Consider the following 23,946-nt stretch of genomic DNA (forward strand, 5'->3'; position numbering starts at 1 on the left):
ATGAATTAAACAATTGCCCGATGCGTGAAGCAATAAAACACGGAACGGAAATAATAAAAGGTGAATTGGCGCAGGTTATTGGCTCCACAAAACGCATAAAAAAGCCGCGTCAGTGACGCGGCTCATATTTCGTGGTTTGACCTCTAACGTAGTGCCTGACAGATGGCCTCACCCACCTGTTGCGTGGTGGCGCTGCCTTTCATATCCGGCGTTTTCGGGCCACTGGCAATAACGTGCTCAATTGCCGCCAGAATACCATCGTGGGCAGCCTTATAGTTGGCATCACCCTTACCAAGGAAGTCCAGCATCATGGCGCCAGCCCAGATAGTGGCAATCGGGTTGGCGATGTTTTTTCCGTAAATATCGGGGGCCGAACCATGTACTGGCTCGAACAGGGACGGGAAGGTGCGTTCCGGGTTTAAGTTGGCAGAAGGTGCGATGCCAATCGTCCCGGTACAGGCCGGACCCAGATCGGAGAGGATGTCGCCGAACAGGTTGGAAGCAACCACAACGTCAAAGCGCTCCGGCTGCATCACAAAGCGAGCGCACAGTATATCGATATGCTGTTTATCCCAACGGATCTCAGGATAGTTAGCCGCCATTGCTTCAACACGCTCGTCCCAGTAAGGCATGCTGATGGCCAGACCATTGGATTTGGTCGCCGAGGTCAGGGTTTTGCGCGGGCGGTTTTGCGCCAGCTCGAAGGCGTAACGCAATATACGATCTACGCCGCGACGGGTGAAGACCGACTCCTGGATAACCACCTCGTGTTCCGTCCCTTCACTCACGCGTCCGCCGAGAGAAGAGTATTCTCCCTCGGTGTTCTCGCGTACGACGTAGAAATCAATGTCGCCTGGCTGCTTGCCCGCCAGTGGGCAAGGGACTCCCGGAAACAGGCGTACCGGACGCAGGTTGACGTACTGGTCGAATTCACGGCGAAACTTAAGCAGCGAGCCCCATAAAGAGATGTGGTCCGGTACGGTGTCCGGCCAGCCAACGGCGCCAAAATAGATAGCATCAAAGGATTGCAACTGCTCATGCCAGTCATCCGGCATCATTTTGCCGTGATGGGTGTAGTACTCGCAGCTGGCCCATTCCATTTGCTCAAAGCTGAGCGACAACCCCCAACGCTCGGCGGCTGCCTGTAACACATGAATGCCTTCAGGCAGCACTTCTTTACCAATGCCATCTCCGGGGATAGCGGCAATACGACAGGTTTTCTTCATAGCAGCTCTCACTTGTACGCCATCAAAATTGACTTTCCCCTTATCCTATAATTGACTGATTAATAGTTAATCCCCCTAACTGGTGAAACATAAAACACAGATCATGAATAATCTGCCGCTGCTAAATGATTTACGCGTCTTTATGCTGGTTGCCCGTCGGGCAGGATTTGCCGCCGTTGCCGAGGAACTGGGTGTATCACCGGCTTTTATCAGTAAGCGAGTAGCCCTGCTGGAGCAGACGCTGAACGTGGTGCTGCTGCACCGGACAACGCGGCGTGTAACCATCACGGAAGAGGGGGAGCGGATCTACGAATGGGCGCAGCGGATCCTGCAGGATGTCGATCAGATGATGGACGAGTTGTCGGATGCCAGGCAGATCCCGCAGGGGATGCTACGCATTATTAGTAGCTTTGGCTTTGGCCGTCGGGTGGTGGCTCCGGCGCTGTCTGCGCTGGCAAAAGCGTACCCGCAGCTAGAACTGAGGTTCGATGTTGAAGACCGCCTGGTGGATATGGTGAATGAGGGCGTCGATCTTGATATTCGTATCGGGGATGATATCGCGCCAAACCTGATCGCCCGCAAGCTGGCGACTAACTACCGTATTCTGTGCGCCTCGCCGGAATTTGTGGCGCAGCATGGGACGCCGAAGCAACTGAACGATCTCTCCACTTTTCCTTGTCTGGTTATCAAAGAGCGCGACCATCCGTTTGGTATCTGGCAAATGCGTAATAAAGAGGGCGCTCACTCAATTAAAGTTACGGGGCCTCTGTCGTCTAATCATGGCGAAGTGGTACATCAGTGGTGTCTTGATGGGCAGGGAATTGCCCTGCGTTCGTGGTGGGACGTTTGCGATAACATTGCCGGTGGACATCTGGTACACGTATTACCCGAGTATTATCAACCAGCAAATATATGGGCGGTTTATGTTTCTCGGCTGGCGACGTCGGCAAAAATCCGTATTACGGTTGAGTATTTGCGCCGCTATTTTGCCGAAAACTATCCAAAGTTTACTTTGGAATAAATCCGCAACAGCCTGGCAAGAAACTGAAAATAAAAAAGGCAGAATAATCTGCCTTTTTTGCAACTATAACTCACTGAGCAAAGCCGTTATTTAGACTCTTCAGCTTCAGGTAATGTCACGTTAAGTTCGAGGATAGAAATATCGCCGTCTTTTTGTTCAAGCTGTACGGTGACCATTTCGGGATCAATTTGTACATACTTGCAGATAACCTCGAGAATATCTTTCCTCAGTTGCGGTAAATAATGTGGCTCGGCGTCACTACGACGACGTTCCGCAACAATAATCTGCAGTCGCTCTTTAGCGATGTTCGCTGTGCTCTTTTTCCGCGAGAGAAAAAAATCCAGTAATGCCATAACTTATCCTCCGAACAGGCGTTTGAGGAAACCTTTCTTCTCTTCTTCAATGAAGCGGAAAGGACGTTCTTCTCCCAACAGACGGTCTACGGTATCAGCATAGGCTTTACCGGCATCAGCATTGATGTCGAGAATAACCGGCTCACCCTGGTTAGACGCGCGCAGGACTGACTGATCTTCAGGAATCACGCCAACCAGCTTGATTCGCAGAATTTCCAGTACGTCTTCCATGCTCAGCATGTCACCTTTATTTACGCGGCCAGGGTTGTAGCGCGTCAGCAACAAATGCTCTTTAATCGGATCTTCACCGTTTTCCGCACGACGAGATTTCGACGCCAGAATACCCAGAATACGGTCAGAGTCACGTACAGAGGAGACTTCCGGGTTAGTGGTGATAATCGCTTCATCGGCAAAATACAGGGCCATCAGCGCGCCGGTTTCAATACCCGCCGGGGAGTCGCAGACGATGAAATCGAATTCCATCGTTTTCAGGTCGTCCAGAACTTTCGCGACGCCTTCACGCGTCAGCGCGTCTTTATCGCGAGTCTGTGAGGCCGGAAGAATAAAGAGATTTTCGGTACGCTTATCTTTGATTAACGCCTGATTTAACGACGCATCGCCCTGAATAACGTTGACGAAGTCGTAAACGACGCGGCGTTCACAACCCATAATCAGATCGAGGTTACGCAGGCCGATATCAAAATCAATAACGACAGTTTTCTTTCCCTTCTGGGCCAAACCTGTAGCGATGGCCGCGCTGGAGGTGGTTTTGCCAACGCCCCCTTTACCCGAAGTAACAACAATAATGCGTGCCATAGAAATTCCTTGTTAAAAAGGGATCAATTCAACGGTTGAACTGTCAAAGCGTTCTCTGCTAATTGCAGACGGGCCGCTTTGCCATAAAATTCTGCTGGGATTTTATCACTCAGCCAATAAACACCTGCGATAGACACCAGTTCTGCCGTCAGATGGGTACAAAAAATTTGCGCTTCACGATCGCCGCTTGCACCTGCCAGCGCACGGCCTCTCATCATTCCATAAACATGAATATTGCCATCAGCGATAAGCTCTGCGCCCGCACTGACGTGGCTTGTAACAATCAGATCACATTGTGGAGCATAAATGCGCTGACCGGAACGAACCGGCACATTTATTAATCGTGTTTTTGTGATGGGAGTAACGTTTTGCGGCAAAGCGACGGGAGCCGGGACCTCAACAGGCGCAGGACGAATAGCTTTTTCTTTACCTTCAGTCAGTAAAGGAAGACCCATTTCGTCGATTTCTGCCTTTAGTCTGGCGTCTTTGCATCCGCTAACGCCAATAATGCGCAATCCGGTAGACGCGACAACTTTCTGCAGCGCTGACCAGTTTACCGGGCTTTCAAGACCACTCACGTTAACCACCACGGGAGCATGTTTTAAAAAAGCCGGTGCCTGCGCGATTTTGTCTTCCAACGCCTGACGAATAACCTCGGGTTCTGCTTCATGTAAATGAACCACTGATAAGGTGAAGCTACTGCCTTTAAGCTCGATTGGCGTGTTTGACATCCTGGCCTTACTCAATTTGCTATTTATCATCCCCAGCGCGGGGTGATATTCCGAAGACTATAAGGCATGTTATAGTCAGTATTATATTGAGGCAAGCCACCATTCCGTGAATTCAGAGTAAAAGATATGTTTTGTGTGATCTACCGAAGCAGCAAACGTGACCAGACCTATTTATATGTCGAAAAAAAAGACGATTTCTCGCGCGTTCCTGAAGAACTGATGAGAGGATTTGGTCAGCCGACGCTGGCAATGATGTTACCGCTTGATGGGCGTAAAAAATTAGTTAATGCCGATCTTGAAAAAGTAAAACAGGCCCTGACCGAGCAGGGCTATTATTTACAAATACCCCCGCCGCCAGAAGATTTACTTAAACAGCATCTGGCAGCGGCAAAACAAAATACACCAGACGCTAAACGTTAAACTGCATCCGGCAGCAGCACGTTCCATCGATGCAGTACCTGAAATCTATGACTACGTTAGGGGAAAGTAATGTATCAACATCACAACTGGCATGGTGCTCTGCTGGATTATCCGGTGAGTAAGGTGGTTTGCGTAGGGAGTAACTATGCTAACCATATTAAAGAGATGGGTGGAACTACCCCGGAAGAACCGGTTCTGTTTATTAAACCGGAAACCGCGCTGTGCGATTTGCGCCAGCCGCTGGTGATCCCATCTGATATGGGGTCTGTCCACCATGAAGTTGAGCTGGCTGTGCTGATTGGCGCGACCCTGCGGCAAGCGACAGAAGATCATGTGCGTAAAGCCATCGCCGGTTATGGTGTCGCGCTGGATCTGACCCTGCGAGATATTCAGGGCAAAATGAAGAAGGCGGGGCAGCCATGGGAAAAAGCGAAGGGTTTTGATAACTCTTGCCCGCTGTCTGGATTTATTCCGGTGGCGGAATTTAATGGCGATCCGCAGGATACGATGCTTGGATTAACGGTCAACGGTGAAACACGCCAGCACGGCTCCACGGCGGACATGATCCATCACATCGTTCCCTTGATTGCTTATATGAGCCGTTTCTTTACCCTCAAAGCGGGCGATGTGGTGTTAACGGGAACGCCAGCAGGCGTGGGACCTTTAAGCAGCGGCGACGAACTGGCCATCAGTTTTCACGGTCAAACGCTAACAACCCGCGTGCTGTAATCTCTGCTTGCCGCCTTTTCGGGCGGCAAAACTTGCATCAGCGTGCCAGACTGGTTATAAGGTGCAGCTTTATTGCAATAGCGGAAACCCTGATGAGCGACATACCTTTCTGGCAAAGTAAAACCCTTGATGAAATGACCGATGCCGAGTGGGAGTCATTATGTGATGGGTGCGGTCAATGCTGCCTGCATAAGCTGATGGATGAAGACACAGACGAAATCTACTTTACCAACGTCGCCTGTCGTCAGCTCAACATTAAAACCTGCCAGTGTCGTAATTACGAACGTCGATTCGAGTACGAGCCTGACTGCATCAAACTGACGCGTGATAATCTGCCGACTTTTGAATGGTTGCCGATGACCTGCGCCTATCGTCTGCTCGCAGAAGGAAAAGGGCTACCGGAGTGGCACCCGTTGCTGACAGGATCAAAAGCGGCGATGCACGGTGAACGTATCTCAGTTCGTCATATTGCGGTGAAAGAGTCGGAAGTGCGTGACTGGCAGGATCATATCCTGAACAAACCTTCATGGGCGGACTGAGCCGCCCATCGATTAGCAGGCGTTAAGGGTTAAGACTTTTTCGCCTGATACATCTCATCGGAGTGGTTGTCATCTTCCACCCAGAAGTTAATGTTGAATTGCGCATCGTCGCTTAATTCAACGCGATGCCAGTACTGCGGTGGGCTGGTCGCGAACTGACCGGCATTAATCACCACTTTCACTTCAGGTTCTTTTGCGTCTTCATTGGCAAAGCCATAATACGTTACCGTACCTTCCATCACGCAGAGCTGTCCAAACACGCCTGCTGCGGTGTTATGGTGAGAAAGAAGTGCTGCCGGGACGTTGTCTTTGGTAAAGAAGGGAGTAGAGCGTTTTACTTTCCAGTTTGCCGGGATGCGTAAATGGGACATCAGACATCTCCTTGGTGTGGCATCTATAAGATGTATTTAATATACATCTTATAGATGCCAGCAGGCAATGAATTTAAGGCAAAAAAAACGCTCCCGAAGGAGCGTCTCTGTTAGCGACCGAAGAGGTCACGTTTTTTCGGTTTAAACGGCTGTGCTAGGACTACCAGCACGGCGACCACCAGGTAAGCGGCGAAGATCCCCAACAGCCACTGTGGCATTTCCAGGGTTAAAAAAGACCACTGGCGTTCAGCACAGTCACCGGATGCTAAAAACACCTGCGGCAGCCATTTGTCCAGCGGTAGCCAGCTCGGGAAGCGTGCGGCAAAATCACAGGTCATAAACGGTGATGGGTGCAACTGAATCATGGTGTGCTCATACGCTAACTGCAGTCCGCGCCAGGCACTGTAAATCCAGATAATCATCGCCACATAGCGCAGCGGCGTTTTTGGTGCGATAGCCCCCACCAGCCCCGCGCCCATCACGCCAAATAATGCGCTACGTTCGTAAATACACAACACGCAAGGTTTTAGCAGCATGACGTGCTGGAACCACAGCGCGACAAGCTCCAGCGCAAAGGCGGTTAACGCCAACAATAACCATGCACCACGACCTCGGGAGCACTGGTTTAAAAATCGCAACATAATAATTTCCCTGCAACATGCGTAGAGAGCGCAGTTTAAACCAATTCAATTTATGCGCCACTAGCAGGAATTGAAAATTTGAGTAATCGGATAATTATCATGCAAAAAGTCAAACCGGGCAGTGATTTGCCCGGTAAATTGTTATGAAAGTGTAGCTAACCAGCCCGCTTGGGTCATCCACTCAGTCACCGGAACAAGCGTGAACTCGACGCAAAGCAGACCAACCAGCGTCAGGACGAGAGTATAAGGCAGAGCCATCCACACCATGCGACCATAAGAGAGTCGAATCAATGGTGCCAGCGCGGAGGTCAGCAGGAACAGGAATGCCGCCTGGCCGTTTGGCGTAGCAACGGAAGGCAGGTTAGTCCCGGTATTGATCGCCACCGCTAACAGCTCAAATTGGTTAAGGCTGATGGTCCCATGTTCCAACGCGGCTTTGGCTTCGTTAATGTAAATGGTGCCGACAAACACGTTATCCGAGATAGAAGACAGCAGGCCGTTAAAGAGATAGAACAGCGTCAGTTGAGCATGTTCAGAGGACTGCAAAACAAACTGAATAATCGGTGAAAAGAGCTGTTGATCGATAATCACCGCAACGATAGAGAAGAACACGGTCAGCAGGGCGGTGAAAGGCAGCGACTCGGTAAACGCTTTACCAATCGCGTGTTCGTCAGTAACGCCGGTCAACGACGTGGCCAGGATAATGACGGACAGACCGATTAATCCGACTTCCGCCAGATGCAGGGCCAGGGCAACCACCAGCCAGATACCGATAATCGCCTGGACAATCAGTTTGATTTTTTCCTGACGAGTACGCTGCTGTCGGCTTTGGTCGTCAAACTGTTGCAGGACATCGCGGACGGTCTCCGGCAGCGTTTCGCCATAGCCAAACCAGCGCAATCTCTCAACCAGCATGCAGGTTAACAGGCCGCAAATCAGCACCGGGACGGTGACTGGCGACATGCGTAGGAAAAAGTCACCAAAATGCCAGCCAGCCGCTTTGGCGATAATCAGGTTTTGCGGTTCGCCGACCATAGTCATTACGCCGCCTAACGCCGTACCGACACCCGCATGCATCATCAGGCTGCGCAGAAAACCACGGAACTGCTCCAGTACGACCTTATTGTGCTGATCGATATGGCTGTCATCGAGCATATTGTTGTCTTCCGTGCGGGAAGAGGCGAAACGATGGTAGATACCATAAAAACCAACCGCTACGCTGATTACCACGGCAACAACGGTCAGCGCATCCAGGAATGCAGAAAGGAAGGCGGCGGCAACGCAAAATGCCAGCGACAGCAGCATCTTGGAGCGAATCGTAAGCAGTAGGCGGGTGAAAATAAACAGCAGCAACTGCTTCATAAAGTAGATGCCAGCCACCATAAACATCAGCAGCAATAGCACCTCAAGGTTAGCGGCAACCTCTTCACGCACATGTGTGGCGCTGGTCATGCCGATGATGACCGCCTCGATGGCTAGCAGCCCGCCTGGTAGCAGCGGGTAACATTTTAACGCCATCGCCAGCGTAAAAATGAACTCGGCTACCAACAGCCAGCCCGCAATAAAGGGATTGATGAAAAATATAACCGGGTTAACGACTAAGAATACGAGTAGTGCAAGTTTGTACCAGTCAGGTGATTGACCTAAAAAATTGCGCCACATAGCGCGGCCCCATGATAGCTCCATGGTGATTTCCCTACCTTTAAAAATGAAATCATGTTTTTATGTTTGACCGCAAAGCTTAGCGGGAGGAGGGAGTACAGGCAAGCTATTCACGCGACGGACAAGGCTGGCTGTGCTTCAGCGTAATCTGGAAAATGAAGCCTTGATCCACTTTTTCTTCATTGCGTCAGCTATCAGCCATGTAGCCCGTCTGGTATGATAACTGTAACTATGTTTTGCTGTGTAATGGAATTATCACTATGGTCATTAAGGCGCAAAGCCCGGCTGGGTTCGCGGAAGAGTACATCATTGAAAGTATCTGGAATAACCGCTTCCCACCTGGCACTATTTTGCCTGCTGAACGTGAACTCTCTGAACTGATTGGAGTGACACGTACCACGTTACGCGAGGTATTACAGCGTCTGGCGCGGGACGGCTGGTTGACCATTCAACACGGCAAGCCGACGAAGGTGAATAACTTCTGGGAAACCTCCGGGCTAAATATCCTTGAAACGCTGGCGCGTCTCGATCACGAGAGCGTGCCGCAGCTTATTGATAATCTGCTGTCCGTGCGTACCAACATCTCGACGATCTTTGTTCGTACCGCGTTTCGCCAGCATCCTGATAAAGCGCAGGAGGTTCTGGCAACGGCAAATCAGGTGGCCGACCATGCTGATGCGTTCGCCGATCTGGACTATAACATTTTCCGCGGTCTGGCATTTGCCTCTGGCAATCCGATTTACGGTTTGATCCTCAATGGAATGAAGGGATTATATACCCGCATTGGCCGCCATTATTTCGCCAATCCGGAAGCCCGCGCGCTGGCGCTAAGCTTTTACCGTAAGCTATCAGAACTTTGTGATCAGGGTGCTCATGAGCAGGTATATGAAACGGTGCGTCGCTATGGTCACGACAGCGGCGAAATTTGGCATCGTATGCAGAAAAACCTGCCGGGCGATTTAGCTATTCAGGGGCGCTAATCGCAGCTTATCCGGCCTACGAAATGCATTGTAGGCCGGATAAGATGTTTTCGCGTCGCCATGCGGCAATAAGATTTACAGACCGTTCATCCTCGGCGGGCAACGCTCCAGCAGTTCCACACTGCCGTCTTCATTCTGCTGCTCCAGCATCACGTCAAAACCCCAGAGCCGGTGCACATGTTTGAGCACCTCTTTGCGTCCTTTATCCAGCGGAGCGCGGTTATGCGGAATATAGCGCAAGGTGAGCGAGCGGTCGCCGCGCAGATCGACATTCCAGATTTGAATATTCGGCTCAAGGTTGCTCAGGTTATATTGCGACGACAGCCTGTTGCGGATCTCACGATATCCTTCCTCGTTGTGAATCGCGGAAATCTCCAGATAATTATGACGATCGTCATCCAGCACGGTGAACAGGCGAAAATCACGCATAACCTTCGGTGACAGAAACTGGCTGATGAAGCTCTCATCTTTGAAATCGCGCATCGCGAAATGCAGGGTTTCCAGCCAGTCAGAACCCGCTATATCCGGGAACCAGTATTTGTCCTCTTCGGTAGGCGACTGACAAATTCGTTTAATATCCTGGAACATGGCAAAACCCAGGGCATAGGGGTTTATGCCGCTATACCACGGGCTGTTGTACGGCGGCTGGAATACCACGTTGGTATGGCTATGTAAAAACTCCAGCATAAACCGTTCGGTGACTTTACCTTCGTCATAAAGGTGATTAAGGATGGTGTAATGCCAGAAAGTGGCCCACCCTTCGTTCATCACCTGCGTCTGTTTCTGCGGATAAAAATACTGGCTGACCTTGCGCACAATGCGCAGCACTTCGCGTTGCCAGGATTCCAGCAGCGGGGCGTTCTTCTCCATGAAATACAGCAGATTCTCCTGCGGTTCAGAAGGATAACGTCGGGCTTCCGCAACGGTTTTCTCTTCCTCTTTCTTCGGCAGCGTACGCCACAACATATTTACCTGGCTTTGCAGATACTCTTCACGGCTTTTCTGTCGGGCTTTCTCTTCCTGTAGGGAGATTTTTTGCGGGCGTTTGTAACGATCCACGCCGTAGTTCATCAGCGCGTGACAGGAGTCGAGGAGCTTTTCGACTTCATCCACGCCGTAACGCTCTTCACACTGGGTAATATAGTTTCGCGCGAAGATCAGGTAATCAACGATGGAGCTGGCATCCGTCCAGCTACGGAACAAATAGTTGTTTTTAAAGAAGGAGTTATGTCCGTAGCAGGCATGCGCCATCACCAACGCCTGCATGGTGATGGTGTTCTCCTCCATCAGATACGCGATACACGGATTGGAGTTGATAACAATCTCATAGGCCAGCCCCTGCTGACCATGCTTATACAAACGCTCGGTTTCAATAAATTTTTTACCAAACGACCAGTGCGGATAGTTGATTGGCATCCCGACGCTGGAGTAAGCGTCCATCATTTGTTCGGAGGTGATCACCTCGATTTGGTGCGGGTAGGTATCCAGTCTGTAGAGTTTCGCCACGCGGTCTATTTCCGCCAGATAGACATCCAGCAGATCAAACGTCCAGTCGGGTCCATCGCTTAACCGTGTGCTGTCCTTGTTCATGGAATCAATCGTAGCCATTCGCGCACCCTCATTGTTGGCGGCACTCTCTGTCTGGAGTACCTCATTTCAAGCATAGATCATGGTGTTAAAAAACGTGCTGCGGCTGAAATTTTTTCTTTGCGATTTCTTGTTAGCGAGGCGTCGAAAAACGGTATGGCCGCAAAATTTTATGCTGGATAAAAATAACGCACAGCAGGAGATACCAAAGCAGGGAGTTCCCCGCCATCACCGCCATATGTGAGATAAGTCACCATAAAAAAGCCATATGTTGAATAATATTTTCAACTGAGTTATCAAGATGTAATCAGATGATTGTTCTTTTACTGTTAACGGAGTGGCTATGCGAGTTGTCATACTGGGAAGTGGTGTCGTTGGCGTGACCAGCGCCTGGTACTTAAGTCAGGCTGGACACGATGTCACCGTCATTGATCGTGAGCCCGGTCCGGCACTGGAAACCAGTGCGGCGAACGCGGGGCAAATCTCTCCAGGTTATGCAGCACCCTGGGCGGCGCCAGGCGTCCCGCTTAAAGCAATTAAATGGATGTTTCAGCGCCACGCGCCGCTGGCCGTTCGCCTCGACGGGACGCAGTTCCAGTTGAAATGGATGTGGCAGATGCTACGCAACTGCGACACCAGCCATTACATGGAAAACAAGGGCCGGATGGTGCGACTGGCGGAATACAGCCGTGATTGCCTGAAAGCGCTACGCGCCTCTACCGGTATCGAGTACGAAGGACGCCAGGGCGGAACGTTGCAACTGTTCCGTACCGCTCAACAGTATGAGAACGCGACCCGCGACATTGCCGTCCTCGAAGACGCCGGCGTGCCGTATCAGCTCCTGGAAGCAAGCCGTCTGGCGGAAGTTGAACCGGCGCTGGCGGAAGTGGCACACAAGCTCACCGGCGGTCTGCGTTTACCGAATGACGAAACGGGTGACTGCCAGCTGTTTACACAGCGTCTGGCGCTGATGGCGGAGCAGGCGGGTGTGAAATTTCGCTTTAATACTCCGGTCGATAAGCTGTTGAGCGATGGTGAGCAGATTTATGGCGTTCAGTGTGGCGAGGAGATAATCAAAGCCGATGCCTATGTGATGGCATTCGGCTCGTACTCTACGGCGATGCTGAAGGGGATCGTTGATATTCCGGTCTATCCGCTCAAAGGCTATTCATTGACCATTCCGGTGGCGCAAGATGACGGCGCGCCGGTTTCAACGATCCTTGATGAAACCTACAAAATCGCCATTACCCGCTTTGATAATCGTATTCGCGTTGGCGGCATGGCGGAGATTGTCGGCTTCAATACGGAATTGCTGCAACCCCGTCGTGAGACGCTGGAGATGGTCGTCCGCGATCTCTTCCCACGCGGTGGGCATGTGGAGCAGGCAACCTTCTGGACCGGGCTGCGTCCGATGACGCCGGACGGTACGCCAGTGATCGGGCGAACGCGCTTTAAGAATCTACTGCTTAATACCGGCCACGGCACGCTGGGCTGGACCATGGCCTGCGGTTCGGGTCAGTTGCTGAGCGACATTCTGTCTGGCCGCACACCAGCCATTCCTTACGACGATCTGAGCGTGGCGCGTTACAGCCCGGGGTTTACCCCATCTCGTCCACGGCATTTACATGGCGCACATAACTGATAAGGACGTGAGATGACTCGCCCGATACTGGCCAGCATTGACCTGCAGGCGTTGAAACAAAACCTGACCATTACCCGCCAGGCCGCGCCGGACGCCCGCGTCTGGTCGGTGGTGAAAGCCAATGCATACGGACACGGCATTGAACGTGTCTGGAATGCGCTGGGCACAACCGACGGTTTTGCCATGCTCAATCTTGAAGAAGCGATAACCCTGCGTGAGCGCGGGTGGAAAGGCCCGATACTCATGCTGGAGGGATTTTTCCACGCCGAAGACCTGGTGGTGTATGACAAATATCGTCTGACCACCTGTGTACACAGTAACTGGCAATTAAAAGCGCTGCAGAATGCGCGCCTCAACGCGCCGCTGGATGTTTACCTGAAGGTGAACAGCGGCATGAACCGACTGGGTTTCTTACCGGAAAGAGTATCAACGGTCTGGCAACAGCTGCGGGCAATGCCCAACGTCGGTGAAATGACGCTGATGTCCCACTTTGCAGATGCGGAGCACCCGGAAGGTATCCAGGAGGCCATGGCGCGTATTGCACAGGCGACAGAAGGGCTGGAGTGCAGACGGTCACTGTCCAATTCGGCCGCCACGCTGTGGCACCCTGAAGCACATTATGATTGGGTGCGGCCGGGCATTATTTTGTATGGCGCGTCACCTTCGGGACAGTGGCGGGACATCGCCAATACCGGCCTGAAACCGGTCATGACCCTGAGCAGCGAGATAATCGGCATACAGACGCTGAAAGCTGGAGATCGGGTGGGCTACGGGGGACGCTATACCGCCAGCGGCGAGCAGCGCATTGGCATTGTGGCGACCGGGTATGCAGACGGTTACCCGCGCCATGCGCCAAGCGGAACGCCGGTGCTGGTGGACGGCGTACGCACTACAACGGTAGGGACGGTCTCAATGGATATGCTGGCGGTAGATCTGACACCGTGTCCGCAGGCGGGGATCGGGACGCCGGTAGAGCTGTGGGGCAAAGAGATTAAAATTGACGATGTGGCCAGCGCAGCGGGTACGGTGGGCTACGAGTTGATGTGTTCTCTGGCGCTGCGCGTGCCGGTTGTGACGGTGTAACGTATCTGAAACCGGATGTCGACGCTGATGTGTTTCATCCGACTACACCGTTTATGCGACGCAGAGCGCAAACCGGGCAAGGCGCTACCGCCGCCCGGCAAAAAGCATCAACGCGCCTCATCCTCATCTTCAGCAACGCGAACACCGACCTTCAGCACCGCATTATCTTCTTTCTCAGCAACCGTCCAGATCATGCCAGCAAATTCGACCTGGTCACCGACGACCGGCGCGGCGCCAAGCAGATGCTGGACAATTTCACCCAGCGTTTGCTGTTTATCACGATACTCTGTGCCATCTTCCAGGCCATAAATCAGTGCCACATCGGCATATTTCGCGCTGGCCTCAAGAATAAAATCACCGAAGAAGCGCTGGTCTAACGACACCGGCGGCGACTGGCTGAACAGCTTGCCGAGAGCCGGGAGATCGCGCTCGCGGCCAATGACGCACAGAACATCGCCTTCACGCAGCCGCGTACTGCCGGATGGGTGAAACAGCACGTTGTCACGAAACAGGGCGGCAATTCGCGTCTCTTCCGGCATATGCAGGTCGCGCAGTGCGGCTCCTACACACCACTTATCCGCGCTGAGCTGATAAACAAACTGCTCCCAGGGGTTTTCCGGATGAATATCCAGACCAATGCGCGAAACGGGCCAGCCGACGGGAGGAACCACCACTTTGGCTTTTTTGGCGGCCCAGGAAAGTGACGTTCCCTGAAACAGCAGCGAGATCAGAACCACGAAGAACGCGACGTTAAAGAACAGGCGCGCATTCTCCAGACCCGCCATCATTGGGAACACGGCGAGGATGATGGGGACTGCACCGCGCAGGCCCACCCAACTGATGAAAATGCGCTCGCGCAGATTGAAGCCACGAAACGGCAACAGTCCGGCGAAGACCGAAAGCGGACGGGCAATGAATATCATCCATGCAGACAAAATCAGCGCAGGGATCGCGATAGGCAGCAGGTCGGACGGCGTAACCAGCAGTCCCAGCACCAGGAACATGGCGATTTGCGCCAGCCAGGCCAGACCGTCGAAGTTTTGCAGAATGCCAAATCGGTTGCGGATGGGGCGATTACCCAGCAGGAAACCACACAGATAGACCGCCAGAATACCGCTGCCTTCCAGTGCAGTGGTCAGGGCAAAAATCAGGATCCCACCGCTTAAGGCCAGTAGCGGATAAAGCCCTGCAGGCAGTGAAATGCGGTTAATCATTTGCTGAAGCAGGTAGCCCCCACCGAGGCCTAGTATGATTCCTAAGCCGAACTGCTGGATAATATGCACCGCAAACATCCAGCTTAAACCGGTCTCGTGATTTTGAATCATGGCGATAAGCGTGATGGTTAAAAACACCGCCATCGGGTCATTACTCCCGGATTCAATTTCCAGCGTAGAGCCAACACGTTCGTTAAGCCCCTTGCCGCCGAGCAGGGAAAAAACCGCCGCGGCATCGGTTGAACCGACAATCGCGCCAATCAGGAGTCCTTCGATAAGATCCAGATGAAACAGCCACGCGGCCATCATGCCGGTGAGTCCGGAGGTAATCAGCACCCCGACGGTCGCCAGCGACAGCGCCGGGCCTAACGCGACACGAAATGAGCTGGCCTGGGTGCGCATCCCGCCGTCGAGCAGGATAACCGCCAGCGCCAGGTTACTCACCATATAGGCGAAAGGGTAGTTATCGAAAGGAATACCGCCCACGCCGTCGACTCCCGCTAACATACCGATAGCGAGAAATATCACCAGAATAGGGATACCAAGACGTGATGAGAATGAACTGAGTAAGATACTGCAGGTGACGAGTACGGAACCCAAAATAAAAAGGCTAATTATTGCTGCGGCATCCAACGTTCGGTTACTCCTGTATTACGCTGTTTCGTATTTATAAACCCTAACATAATAACGACAGAAACAGCGTTTTACTTAGCCCTGTTAACCGCTTTTTTTACGATTTAAGTACCGGATGCCCACTTAAGGTGAGCTGAGCGCCGTTTTTATCATTTTTCAATACCGCTCTGGCCCCCAACGGCAAGGTGACGGTGCGTTGTTCATGACCAAAATCGAGGCCGTCGATCAACGGAACCGATAACCTGGCGCGTAGAAAATCACAAACTGAGTCAAGACTGTAACCCGCGTCGTAATCATTAGGTGCGCTGCCGCTAAAACTGCCGAGGATAATGGCGTTTTGTCGGGCCAGTATTCCTGCGTGATACAGTTGCAGCAGCATGCGTTCAATGCGAAAAGGATGCTCGTTAATGTCTTCCAGCACCAAAATGCCGTTTTCGATAGCGGGCATCCACGGCGTGCCCATCAGAGAAATGAGCATCGCCAGATTTCCGCCCCATAGCGTACCTTCGGTCGCACATGCCGGACCGTTACCTTGCCACTCGAGGGTAAATTGGGCATTGCGAACAGCCTGCCAGAAATGGTGCTCAGTAAATGCGTTCATCTCCTCGGCGCCAAAGTTAGCCGCCAGCATCGGGCCGCTGAAGCTAATCACATTCCCCTGCGCCAGCAGACCACACTGGATCACGGTAAAATCGCTGTGTCCGCACAGCAGCAGTGGGTTGTGTTGCTGACGGTTCGCCAGCGCCTGCCAGTCAATATCTGCCAGTAAACGGCTCGCGCCATAGCCGCCGCGTACTGCCATCACAATGGTATCGGGCGTGTTCAGATTTACGAGCGCGTTCACATCAGCAAGCCGTTCTGCTTCTGTACCCGCAAAACGCTGGCAGCGGCGCGCAATGACCGCTGAATTGTCGACCTGATGACCGGCCTCAGTAAGACGCGCCAGCCCGCGTAAGGCAGCCTGCTGGTTGATACAGTAGCCCGACGGGGCAATTAAGTGAAACCGGGACATGGCATTTCCTTGCTACAACTAAAACCAAATGTATATCATGCCGCGTAGGTATGTCGTTGTCACCTCAGCGACAGGTTCCGGCTATAAGGATAGATGACGTGAAATTGAGATGGTTTGCTTTTTTGGTTGTATTACTTGCGGGCTGTAGTTCAAAACAGGATTACAAAAATCCGCCGTGGAATGCTGAAGTTCCGGTTAAACGCGCAATGCAATGGATGCCGATCAGCGAAAAAGCCGGTGCGGCCTGGGGTGTCAGTCCACAATTGATTACCGCTATCATCGCTATTGAATCAGGTGGAAACCCGAATGCGGTCAGTAAGTCTAATGCGATTGGCCTGATGCAGTTAAAAGCCTCGACGTCAGGGCGTGATGTTTATCGTCGCATGGGGTGGAGTGGCGAGCCGTCGACCAGCGAGCTGAAAAATCCTGAGCGCAATATCTCGATGGGGGCCGCATACCTGAGCATTCTTGAGACCGGGCCGCTGGCCGGGATCGAAGATCCGCAGGTGATGCAATATGCGCTGGTGGTATCGTACGCCAACGGTGCGGGCGCGCTGCTGCGAACGTTCTCCTCCGACAGGAAAAAAGCCATTAATAAGATAAACGATCTCAGCCCGGATGAATTTATTGAACATGTTGCTGATAATCATCCGGCGCCGCAGGCTCCGCGCTATATCTGGAAGCTTCAACAAGCGCTGGATGTGATGTAATTAAGGTGATGCTAATCGCGCACCTTATTCGACTTTTCCCGGGCCTCGCGCTCGAGGGAAAAAATAATCCGCTGTAGGTTACGCTCCACCGCCGGGCCGACGTTGAGAAAACGAAAGCTCAGGCGGGGAGTGGTAATTGTTTCGTTTTTCCCGTCGATAACTTTGCGTTCGCTAATGGAAATTAGCTGGGCGTCCACCTGATACACTCCCCATTGCTCCATGTTCAGTTCAACCTGTGAAAAGCGCATGCCTTCTACCAGTCCCTCTGGTTTTGCCGTTTCTAACAGCCCGCCCATACCGCCAAGAGACAAATCGAATAAGCGAAAACACAGCGTGCTGTTATCCGGCATTTTTACCGTGCAGCGATAGGGGGGATGCAGCGGAGCACCGATACGGAAATATTCCCGACGCTGGACGAACCACAGAGATGGCGGCAATGATGAGATAAATGCGGGTAGCCGCTGGTATTCGCCTTTTTTCAGCTGTGGCAGGGTGAACTCCACTTTAGCTCCCTGCGTTTCGGCGATAATCGTTATCTGACTGGCCCGCTGCACGGCCTGGTTTTCATATTCCTGACTACCAAAATCCACGATCAGTTCGTCCGGGCTGACCGCCAGTATTTTGCTGATGAACTGGCCACCAGACCAGGAGATACGCAGCGGAACCTGCTGCGAATTTAAGTCCCGGAGTACGCCTAACACCGCTAACGGATTTTGCTTCAGGAACTGCTCATTGTAGTTACTCACACCTAATGACTCCTGGATGCCTGGTTTATCGTTGGATTATCGGCATCAATCAACGGAACTTAATACAAATGGATGAAATTTTTTACCAAACCCAATGAATTAAGTCTGAGGGAAAAAGCACGTAGCGATGGCTTGCCTATACTTAACGTGCTGGCGCAAGAATGTCTTGCGCGTGCGTTCACTGGAAAGAGGGCCTGGAAATGGGAATTATTACCTGGATTATTTTTGGTCTGATTGCGGGGGTTATCGCCAAACTGATTATGCCGGGGCGCGATGGCGGTGGATTTATCCTGACCTGCATTCTCGGTATTATCGGTGCTGTGGTCGGTGGATGGCTGGCTACGATGTTCGGTATCGGCGGCGATATCAGCGGGTTTAATCTCCACAGCTTCCTGGTGGCCGTGGTCGGCGCGATTGTTGTGCTGGGTGTCTTTCGGCTTGTGCGACGAGATTAATCGAACGGCCCCTGACGGGGTAATGCTTGTCAGTTAATGATGAGTGGCCGTAGCGACAACGTAGAGTGGCACATTCGGAGGTAACGAATCTGTTGCCTCCGGCATATTGCTACGTTCACCTTATGTTTGTCACTTCTCTGAGGCAATACGACCTGTGAACGTGTTAAGGGTACTATCACCGTACCCTTGCGAATCAATTTCTCACGGATGAAAACCCGGAATACCCCATAAGGGCTAGATGGCGTAGAGACAACAGGAATGGCGAAATATAAGCCAGAAAAAATCCGCGACGCAGCGCGGATTCGGGGAGTAAAACGCTTCAGGTAACGGCATTAAGATGTCGGCTGAGCCAGTTTTTTAGGCTCGACTGGCGTGGTACTTGCCGGGGCCGGGCGCGATGCGGGCACGCTGTCACAGGGCTTTTCTTTGGCGCAGATCAGGTCGAGCATTTTTAGCGTTACGCCGTTGGTCCAGCCAAAACCATCCTGCAACGGATATTCGCCGCCGCCTCCGCCAGTGCCTGTGCTACTCACGTCATACTTTTCAACCAGCTTTTTCTCACGATCGTAGGTGTGCTGCACGTTGGTGAGGAATCGCCAGGTCACGTCCATGGCGACGTTATCCTGACCGTAATTCTGTAATCCCGATGCGGCGACCCACTGGAGCGGGGCCCAGCCGTTGGGAGCATCCCACTGCTGGCCGCTTTTCACCGACGTGGTGGCCAGGCCGCCGGGTTGCAGCAAATGCGCCTGGGTTGCCGCGGCCACTTTACTGGCGCGATCTTTTGCTGCTGCATTGACATACAACGGGAACAGGGCAGCGGCCGTGAGTTGGTTACGTACTTTGTGGCTCTTCAGATCGTAATCGGCATACCAGCCTTCTTTGTCGTTCCACAGGTGCTTTTCGATCCCTTTTTGTCGGGCATTAGCGAAGCCTTCATATTGTGCAGCTTTGGCATTATCCCCAGCGGCCTTGCTGGCGAGGGCGATCATCTTTTCCATTTTGTACATCAACGCATTGAGATCGACCGGAACGATGCTGGTGGTGCGCAGGGTGCCTAGTTGATTGGGGTTATCCATCCAGCGGGAACTAAAGTCCCAACCCGACGCGGCGGCAGAACGCAGGTCGCGGTAGATTTCTGTGGCCGGTCGGTTCGGATTGCTTTTCGCTGTGGCGATATCCTCCACCCAGGACTCTGGCCGCGGCGTATCGCGGTCATCCCAGTAGCGGTTCAAAACGGTGCCGTCATCCAGTTTAACCACGCGCTTATTCTGCTGACCGGGCTGGAGCGTTTCGACGCCTTCCATCCAGTAGGTGTATTCTTTGAGCATCTGCGGGAGGTATTTTTTCAGCGCGTCATCCCCGTCATGCTGCGCCAGCAGTTCCACCATAAAGGCAAAGAATGGCGGTTGAGAACGGCTCAGATAGTAGGTGCGGTTGCCGTTAGGAATGTGTCCCCAGGAATCAATCTCGTAAGCGAAGTTTGCCACCATGTCGGAGACCTTATCCCAGTGATTGCTCTCGGCAAGCCCCAGCATGGTGAAATAGCTGTCCCAATAATATATTTCGCGAAAACGCCCGCCAGGCACGACATACGGTTCCGGGAGCGGCAGCAGAGAGTCCCATTTTTCAGCGTCGGTTGTCGAACGGGTGAGTACCGGCCACAGTCCGTCAATATGCTCGCGCAGCGATTGCCCGGCTGGGGGGACGTATTTCTCGCCAGCTTTCGGCAAGGTGAAATTCACTTCCACAAAATGACGTAAGTCGAATCCGGACTGATTTTTCTGCATCCGGTAATCGGCAAGGATCATTAATGGATCGCTGTTAGGAACGGCGTCAGCAAAGGTTTTCTGGTCAGGAAACAGTTTGGCCGTTTGTACATCATTAAACAGAGGGCCAAGCAAAATATCAGGCGGCTGAGGCGTAGCGGTTGGTGCGTCCTCGGCGTTGACGGCAAAAGAGGAAAGGGCAAAAAAGGTGCTTGCGAGCGTCAGTTTTATTGCAACAGAGAGCAGGCCTGGATGGCGAGTTGCAGGCGTTATCATCGGTTAATCTCCTTAGGGTGTGCCGAAGCAGCGGCATTTACCATGAGAAAACCTTAGTTCAGGATCGACCGTTGCGCGTGATCGACGCCCCATTTTGCGAATAAACAGACATTTCCCGACGCGAATCGAAAAGATGCACACCCTTTGTCGGGAAAGGGCGTGCAACCGACATCAGCCCGCGCGGGTTATCCGCTGGGCCACGCTGTCAAGGGTCAGGGTATCACCCATCGTGATACTCTCGATGGCCTCGCCTTGCTGACATAACCAACATAACCCCATTGCACGGGCGATAATCGCCGGGTGGGACGCTTCGCTCCCGTCTCGCAGGCAGATGCCTTTGATGGTCTTCGGATCGAGTTGCAGCACCGTAGATGGATAGATGACCTCCGCGACCAAAATAGTGGGGCGGATGAACGCGGGAATTTGTGCAGTCTCTCCCGTTAAATACTGCAGTGAACGAGACAACAAATCTTCAATATCGATGTATCGCGCCTGCAGGTAAGGATCGTCGAGCTGTAAATACTGCTGGCTGAGATCGCTCAGCACCTGATGCCAGGCCCAGGCCGCGCTGCACTGCGTTTCACGCATTAGATCACAGGCCATATCGAACAGATCCGGATCGTCCAACAGCGTGTGGTGACCGGAGAAAATAGCGGCGATATCTGCGGAATATCTCTCTTCTGCAAGCGCGGTTAGCCCGCTTAAGTCGTTCAGCGTGCTTTGGATAGCGACCCGTAACCGTTGCTGCTCAATCTGGAGTGAGGCTACAGGCTGCTGGCTTACCTGTGGTGAGAACGGTGTGTAACAGAATGCTGTCCCCGTGACCTGTGAGGGAACCTTCGTCACCACGGTATCAGCATGCGCGGGCTCGAGCGATTCACCAAAATTCTCAGCCGCCAGCTGTTTGAATGCGGCCAGTGCATCCTCTGCCTGTTCGCCCTTGGCAATCAGGCGCAGCGTGTCGTTACAGCGTACCTGCAGCAGGGCAATCTGATTCAGGCTATCAGGGACGACGCACTTGCCATTTTTCTCCAGCCACATATCGGCGTTAAAGCCAGACAGCGCGGAAACCAGCCGTGAAGCCGGACGCACATGAATGCCGTTTGGGTTTTTCACCACAATGGCCACTGAATGAGCATCTGCATCAGGCGCGAATTCGGCGGATGTCGGCTTTGCTGCAGATGGCGAAGGTAAACCCAGTTGCTCACATTTGGCATCGAGGGCGTTCATGGCATCACAGATGACCCGCTCAATGTCAGCACCTGCGGCAGCGCTAACCGTTGCGGCGAGCGTGCCTTCGACCAGCGGCGCGGCGCACAGACGTACTTTGGCGGCAATGGCCGGATCGAGCAGTTCCAGCGCGGTTTCCGCACTCAGTAGCGCACTACCGATATCCATCATCACCAGCACGTGATCCGTATCGGCCACGGACTCAATGGCTTCCATCACCTTGATAGGATCGGTACCAATCGGATTCTCAGGATCGTCAATGCCTGCGGCTATAGCGATTTTGCATCCATCACCCATTAACATCTGCCGGGCTAGCGCGCCGACGCCTTCGCCCAACTGGGCGCTGTGAGAAACAATAACCAGGTTTACCATCGCTTTATCCTTACTCTCTGGACGCCTGAGCCAGCATTTGCATCATAAACATTACGGACGTTGCGCCGGGATCCTGATGCCCAATGCTGCGCTCACCGAGATAGCTGGCGCGGCCTTTGCGGGCCTGCATGGTGATGGTGCTTTGCGCTGCTGCTTCCGCTTGTTGGCTTGCCGCTTCCAGCGCCGCCTGTACGCTCAGCTTTTGCTCGCAGGATTGGCGTAAAGATTCCACTACCGGCAGCCAGACATCGCACATGGTTTTGTCGCCAGGTTCAGCTTTACCGCGGCTAATCACACCTTCCGCGCCATCACGAATCATTTGATACAACTCCTCAAGCGTCAGGCTTTGATGAGCCTGGGTCACCTGGGCGGCACGGATAAAAAAGGTACCAAACAGTGGACCGCTGGCCCCCCCGACGCTTGAGAGCAGCACCATGCCGGTGTTTTTCAAAATAAAACCAATGTCTTTATCGGCGATGGACGGCAGCTTTTCGACGACTTTGCTAAAGCCGCGGTGCATGTTCAGACCGTGGTCGGCATCACCAATTTCCCGATCAAGACCGGTGAGAAAATCACTTTCGGTGGTGAAGATCTCACCGCAACGATAGAGCCAGTTAACAATTTGTGTTCTGTTGAGGGACATCATGTATCTCCTTATTTACCCCAGTTGAGAGCAGGGGTGTGAACCGGTGCATCCCATAAGCTCAGCGTGTCGTCATCCACCTGTAACAGGGTGATTGAGAAGCCGGTCATATCCAGAGAGGTACAGTAAGAACCGATCAGGTTGCGCTCAATGACAATGCCGGCGTCCTGGCAACGGCTTTCGAGGCGGTTATACACGCCGAAGAGTTCTGACAGCGGCGTCGCACCGAGATTATTGACCAGCGCAATGACACGATCGCCGCTTTGCAACGCGCGTTTGCTTTCTTTGCCTTCCTGCCACGCGCCCTGAACGTTGTCCCAGTGGCGGAGCGTACGGCTGTAGTTGCCGTTTTCCAGCAGGGTATCGAACATTTCATCAACGGTCTGATCGAGGGAAGTGAAGGTGCGGCGGTCAATGCCCGGTTCCCCGTGGATACCCACGCCAAACTCCATTTCGTTATCCTGCAACGTGAACGACGGTTGTCCGGCGGCCGGAACGGTACAGGCGCCAATGGCTATCCCAATGGAGTGGCCCTGGTTATTCAGTTTACGACCCAGCGCCGCACAGACTTCCAGTGAGTCACCGCGTTCGGCGGCAGCGCCGACCAGTTTTTCGATCAATACGGTATTCGCCACACCACGACGACCGGCGGTATACAGACTGTCTTTCACCGCCACGTCGTCATCCACTACCATGGTGGTGACTTTGACGCCGCTTTCATGCAACAGCTCGGTGGCGGTTTCGAAATTAAGAATATCGCCGGTGTAATTTTTGATGATCAGCAGTACGCCTTCGCCGCCATCAATTTGCATGGCGCATTCGAACATTTTATCCGGCGTGGGTGAGGTAAAAATTTCACCCGGGCAGGCACCAGAGAGCATGCCCTGACCAATGTAACCGCAGTGCATAGGCTCGTGTCCGCTGCCGCCGCCGGAAAGCAGCGCCACTTTGCCCATTACCGGCGCATCTACGCGGGTGACATATACCGGATCCTGATGCAGGGCCAGGGAAGGATACGCTTTCGCCAGTCCGGCGAGTTGTTCAGTCAGTACGTCTTCAACACGGTTAATCAATTTTTTCATTAT

At 52.9% G+C, this 23,946-nt stretch carries 24 protein-coding genes; 9 read left to right on the forward strand and 15 right to left on the reverse strand.

Annotated elements, in window-relative coordinates; genetic code table 11:
• Positions 1 to 143: 143 nt before the first annotated feature.
• Positions 144 to 1,226 (reverse strand): tartrate dehydrogenase, encoded by a 1,083-nt coding sequence (locus tag KQJ19_RS00735; RefSeq protein ID WP_016153378.1) that lies wholly within the window; start codon positions 1,224 to 1,226, stop codon positions 144 to 146.
• 103 nt (positions 1,227 to 1,329) lie between these two features.
• Between KQJ19_RS00735 and KQJ19_RS00740 the strand changes: the two genes are divergently transcribed.
• Complete coding sequence (locus tag KQJ19_RS00740; protein WP_016153377.1) at positions 1,330 to 2,247, forward strand: LysR family transcriptional regulator; 918 nt, start codon at positions 1,330 to 1,332, stop codon at positions 2,245 to 2,247.
• A gap of 86 nt (positions 2,248 to 2,333) precedes the next feature.
• Here the strand turns inward: KQJ19_RS00740 and minE are convergent, their stop codons facing one another.
• Genes minE through minC form a run of 3 tightly spaced genes read right to left on the reverse strand, consistent with a single transcriptional unit; the run spans position 2,334 to position 4,147 of the window.
• A complete protein-coding gene (gene minE / locus KQJ19_RS00745) occupies positions 2,334 to 2,600 on the reverse strand; it encodes a cell division topological specificity factor MinE (protein ID WP_001185666.1) in 267 nt (88 codons plus the stop codon).
• Between the two features lie 3 nt (positions 2,601 to 2,603).
• The gene (minD, locus tag KQJ19_RS00750; protein ID WP_003020956.1) at positions 2,604 to 3,416 is read right to left on the reverse strand and encodes a septum site-determining protein MinD; all 813 of its coding nucleotides are present in this window, start codon (positions 3,414 to 3,416) and stop codon (positions 2,604 to 2,606) included.
• Positions 3,417 to 3,439: 23 nt separating this feature from the next.
• Positions 3,440 to 4,147: a septum site-determining protein MinC gene (gene minC, locus KQJ19_RS00755; RefSeq protein WP_049282151.1), complete on the reverse strand. Its 708-nt coding sequence runs from the start codon at positions 4,145 to 4,147 to the stop codon at positions 3,440 to 3,442.
• A 126-nt stretch (positions 4,148 to 4,273) separates the two neighbouring features.
• Here minC and KQJ19_RS00760 point away from each other — a divergent pair, with 126 nt between their 5' ends.
• The 3 genes from KQJ19_RS00760 to KQJ19_RS00770 all read left to right on the forward strand — a co-directional run bounded on the left by KQJ19_RS00760 (position 4,274) and on the right by KQJ19_RS00770 (position 5,835).
• A complete protein-coding gene (locus KQJ19_RS00760; protein ID WP_016153375.1) occupies positions 4,274 to 4,567 on the forward strand; it encodes a YcgL domain-containing protein in 294 nt (97 codons plus the stop codon).
• 69 nt (positions 4,568 to 4,636) lie between these two features.
• A complete protein-coding gene (locus tag KQJ19_RS00765; protein WP_016156786.1) occupies positions 4,637 to 5,296 on the forward strand; it encodes a fumarylacetoacetate hydrolase family protein in 660 nt (219 codons plus the stop codon).
• A gap of 92 nt (positions 5,297 to 5,388) precedes the next feature.
• Positions 5,389 to 5,835, forward strand: coding sequence for a YcgN family cysteine cluster protein (locus tag KQJ19_RS00770; protein WP_016153373.1), 447 nt, complete (start codon positions 5,389 to 5,391; stop codon positions 5,833 to 5,835).
• Between the two features lie 29 nt (positions 5,836 to 5,864).
• Here KQJ19_RS00770 and KQJ19_RS00775 read toward each other — a convergent pair whose 3' ends face one another.
• From KQJ19_RS00775 to nhaB, 3 genes are all read right to left on the reverse strand, one after another.
• The gene (locus KQJ19_RS00775) at positions 5,865 to 6,206 is read right to left on the reverse strand and encodes a DUF1971 domain-containing protein (RefSeq protein ID WP_016153372.1); all 342 of its coding nucleotides are present in this window, start codon (positions 6,204 to 6,206) and stop codon (positions 5,865 to 5,867) included.
• Between the two features lie 110 nt (positions 6,207 to 6,316).
• On the reverse strand, positions 6,317 to 6,847 hold the full coding sequence (dsbB, locus tag KQJ19_RS00780; RefSeq protein ID WP_049282152.1) for a disulfide bond formation protein DsbB: 531 nt from the start codon (positions 6,845 to 6,847) through the stop codon (positions 6,317 to 6,319).
• 141 nt (positions 6,848 to 6,988) lie between these two features.
• Positions 6,989 to 8,533, reverse strand: a complete 1,545-nt coding sequence (nhaB, locus tag KQJ19_RS00785; protein WP_049282153.1) for a Na(+)/H(+) antiporter NhaB — start codon at positions 8,531 to 8,533, stop codon at positions 6,989 to 6,991.
• 236 nt (positions 8,534 to 8,769) lie between these two features.
• On the opposite strand from nhaB, the gene fadR reads away from it, so the two are divergent.
• On the forward strand, positions 8,770 to 9,489 hold the full coding sequence (gene fadR, locus KQJ19_RS00790) for a fatty acid metabolism transcriptional regulator FadR (protein WP_016153370.1): 720 nt from the start codon (positions 8,770 to 8,772) through the stop codon (positions 9,487 to 9,489).
• A gap of 75 nt (positions 9,490 to 9,564) precedes the next feature.
• On the opposite strand, the gene KQJ19_RS00795 is transcribed toward fadR, so the two are convergent.
• Entirely contained in the window at positions 9,565 to 11,097 is a 1,533-nt protein-coding gene (locus KQJ19_RS00795; RefSeq protein ID WP_003833557.1) for a SpoVR family protein, read from the reverse strand.
• 322 nt (positions 11,098 to 11,419) lie between these two features.
• Here KQJ19_RS00795 and KQJ19_RS00800 point away from each other — a divergent pair, with 322 nt between their 5' ends.
• Together KQJ19_RS00800 and dadX are read left to right on the forward strand one after the other, a co-directional pair.
• The gene (locus tag KQJ19_RS00800; protein ID WP_016153369.1) at positions 11,420 to 12,718 is read left to right on the forward strand and encodes a D-amino acid dehydrogenase; all 1,299 of its coding nucleotides are present in this window, start codon (positions 11,420 to 11,422) and stop codon (positions 12,716 to 12,718) included.
• A gap of 12 nt (positions 12,719 to 12,730) precedes the next feature.
• A complete protein-coding gene (gene dadX / locus KQJ19_RS00805; RefSeq protein ID WP_103928301.1) occupies positions 12,731 to 13,801 on the forward strand; it encodes a catabolic alanine racemase DadX in 1,071 nt (356 codons plus the stop codon).
• A gap of 107 nt (positions 13,802 to 13,908) precedes the next feature.
• Here dadX and KQJ19_RS00810 read toward each other — a convergent pair whose 3' ends face one another.
• Complete coding sequence (locus KQJ19_RS00810; protein WP_016153367.1) at positions 13,909 to 15,648, reverse strand: potassium/proton antiporter; 1,740 nt, start codon at positions 15,646 to 15,648, stop codon at positions 13,909 to 13,911.
• A 97-nt stretch (positions 15,649 to 15,745) separates the two neighbouring features.
• Positions 15,746 to 16,660: a muramoyltetrapeptide carboxypeptidase gene (gene ldcA / locus KQJ19_RS00815; RefSeq protein WP_216403226.1), complete on the reverse strand. Its 915-nt coding sequence runs from the start codon at positions 16,658 to 16,660 to the stop codon at positions 15,746 to 15,748.
• A gap of 98 nt (positions 16,661 to 16,758) precedes the next feature.
• Between ldcA and emtA the strand changes: the two genes are divergently transcribed.
• Positions 16,759 to 17,370 (forward strand): membrane-bound lytic murein transglycosylase EmtA, encoded by a 612-nt coding sequence (gene emtA / locus KQJ19_RS00820; protein WP_016153365.1) that lies wholly within the window; start codon positions 16,759 to 16,761, stop codon positions 17,368 to 17,370.
• Positions 17,371 to 17,381: 11 nt separating this feature from the next.
• Here emtA and ycgR read toward each other — a convergent pair whose 3' ends face one another.
• Entirely contained in the window at positions 17,382 to 18,116 is a 735-nt protein-coding gene (ycgR, locus tag KQJ19_RS00825) for a flagellar brake protein YcgR (protein WP_216403228.1), read from the reverse strand.
• Positions 18,117 to 18,316: 200 nt separating this feature from the next.
• Here ycgR and KQJ19_RS00830 point away from each other — a divergent pair, with 200 nt between their 5' ends.
• Positions 18,317 to 18,571 (forward strand): GlsB/YeaQ/YmgE family stress response membrane protein, encoded by a 255-nt coding sequence (locus KQJ19_RS00830; RefSeq protein ID WP_016153363.1) that lies wholly within the window; start codon positions 18,317 to 18,319, stop codon positions 18,569 to 18,571.
• A gap of 332 nt (positions 18,572 to 18,903) precedes the next feature.
• On the opposite strand, the gene KQJ19_RS00835 is transcribed toward KQJ19_RS00830, so the two are convergent.
• The 4 genes from KQJ19_RS00835 to dhaK form a co-directional block, all read right to left on the reverse strand.
• The gene (locus KQJ19_RS00835; protein ID WP_216403230.1) at positions 18,904 to 20,616 is read right to left on the reverse strand and encodes an alpha,alpha-trehalase; all 1,713 of its coding nucleotides are present in this window, start codon (positions 20,614 to 20,616) and stop codon (positions 18,904 to 18,906) included.
• Between the two features lie 171 nt (positions 20,617 to 20,787).
• Positions 20,788 to 22,218: a dihydroxyacetone kinase phosphoryl donor subunit DhaM gene (gene dhaM, locus KQJ19_RS00840; RefSeq protein ID WP_016153355.1), complete on the reverse strand. Its 1,431-nt coding sequence runs from the start codon at positions 22,216 to 22,218 to the stop codon at positions 20,788 to 20,790.
• A gap of 10 nt (positions 22,219 to 22,228) precedes the next feature.
• Positions 22,229 to 22,861, reverse strand: a complete 633-nt coding sequence (dhaL, locus tag KQJ19_RS00845; RefSeq protein WP_016153354.1) for a dihydroxyacetone kinase subunit DhaL — start codon at positions 22,859 to 22,861, stop codon at positions 22,229 to 22,231.
• Between the two features lie 11 nt (positions 22,862 to 22,872).
• Positions 22,873 to 23,943 carry a dihydroxyacetone kinase subunit DhaK gene (gene dhaK, locus KQJ19_RS00850; protein ID WP_216403232.1) on the reverse strand — a complete coding sequence of 357 codons (1,071 nt, stop codon included), beginning with the start codon at positions 23,941 to 23,943 and terminating at the stop codon, positions 22,873 to 22,875.
• Positions 23,944 to 23,946 lie beyond the last annotated feature (3 nt).

Source organism: Citrobacter sp. S46_ASV_140 (genome assembly GCF_018919545.1).
Taxonomy (GTDB): domain Bacteria; phylum Pseudomonadota; class Gammaproteobacteria; order Enterobacterales; family Enterobacteriaceae; genus Citrobacter; species Citrobacter braakii.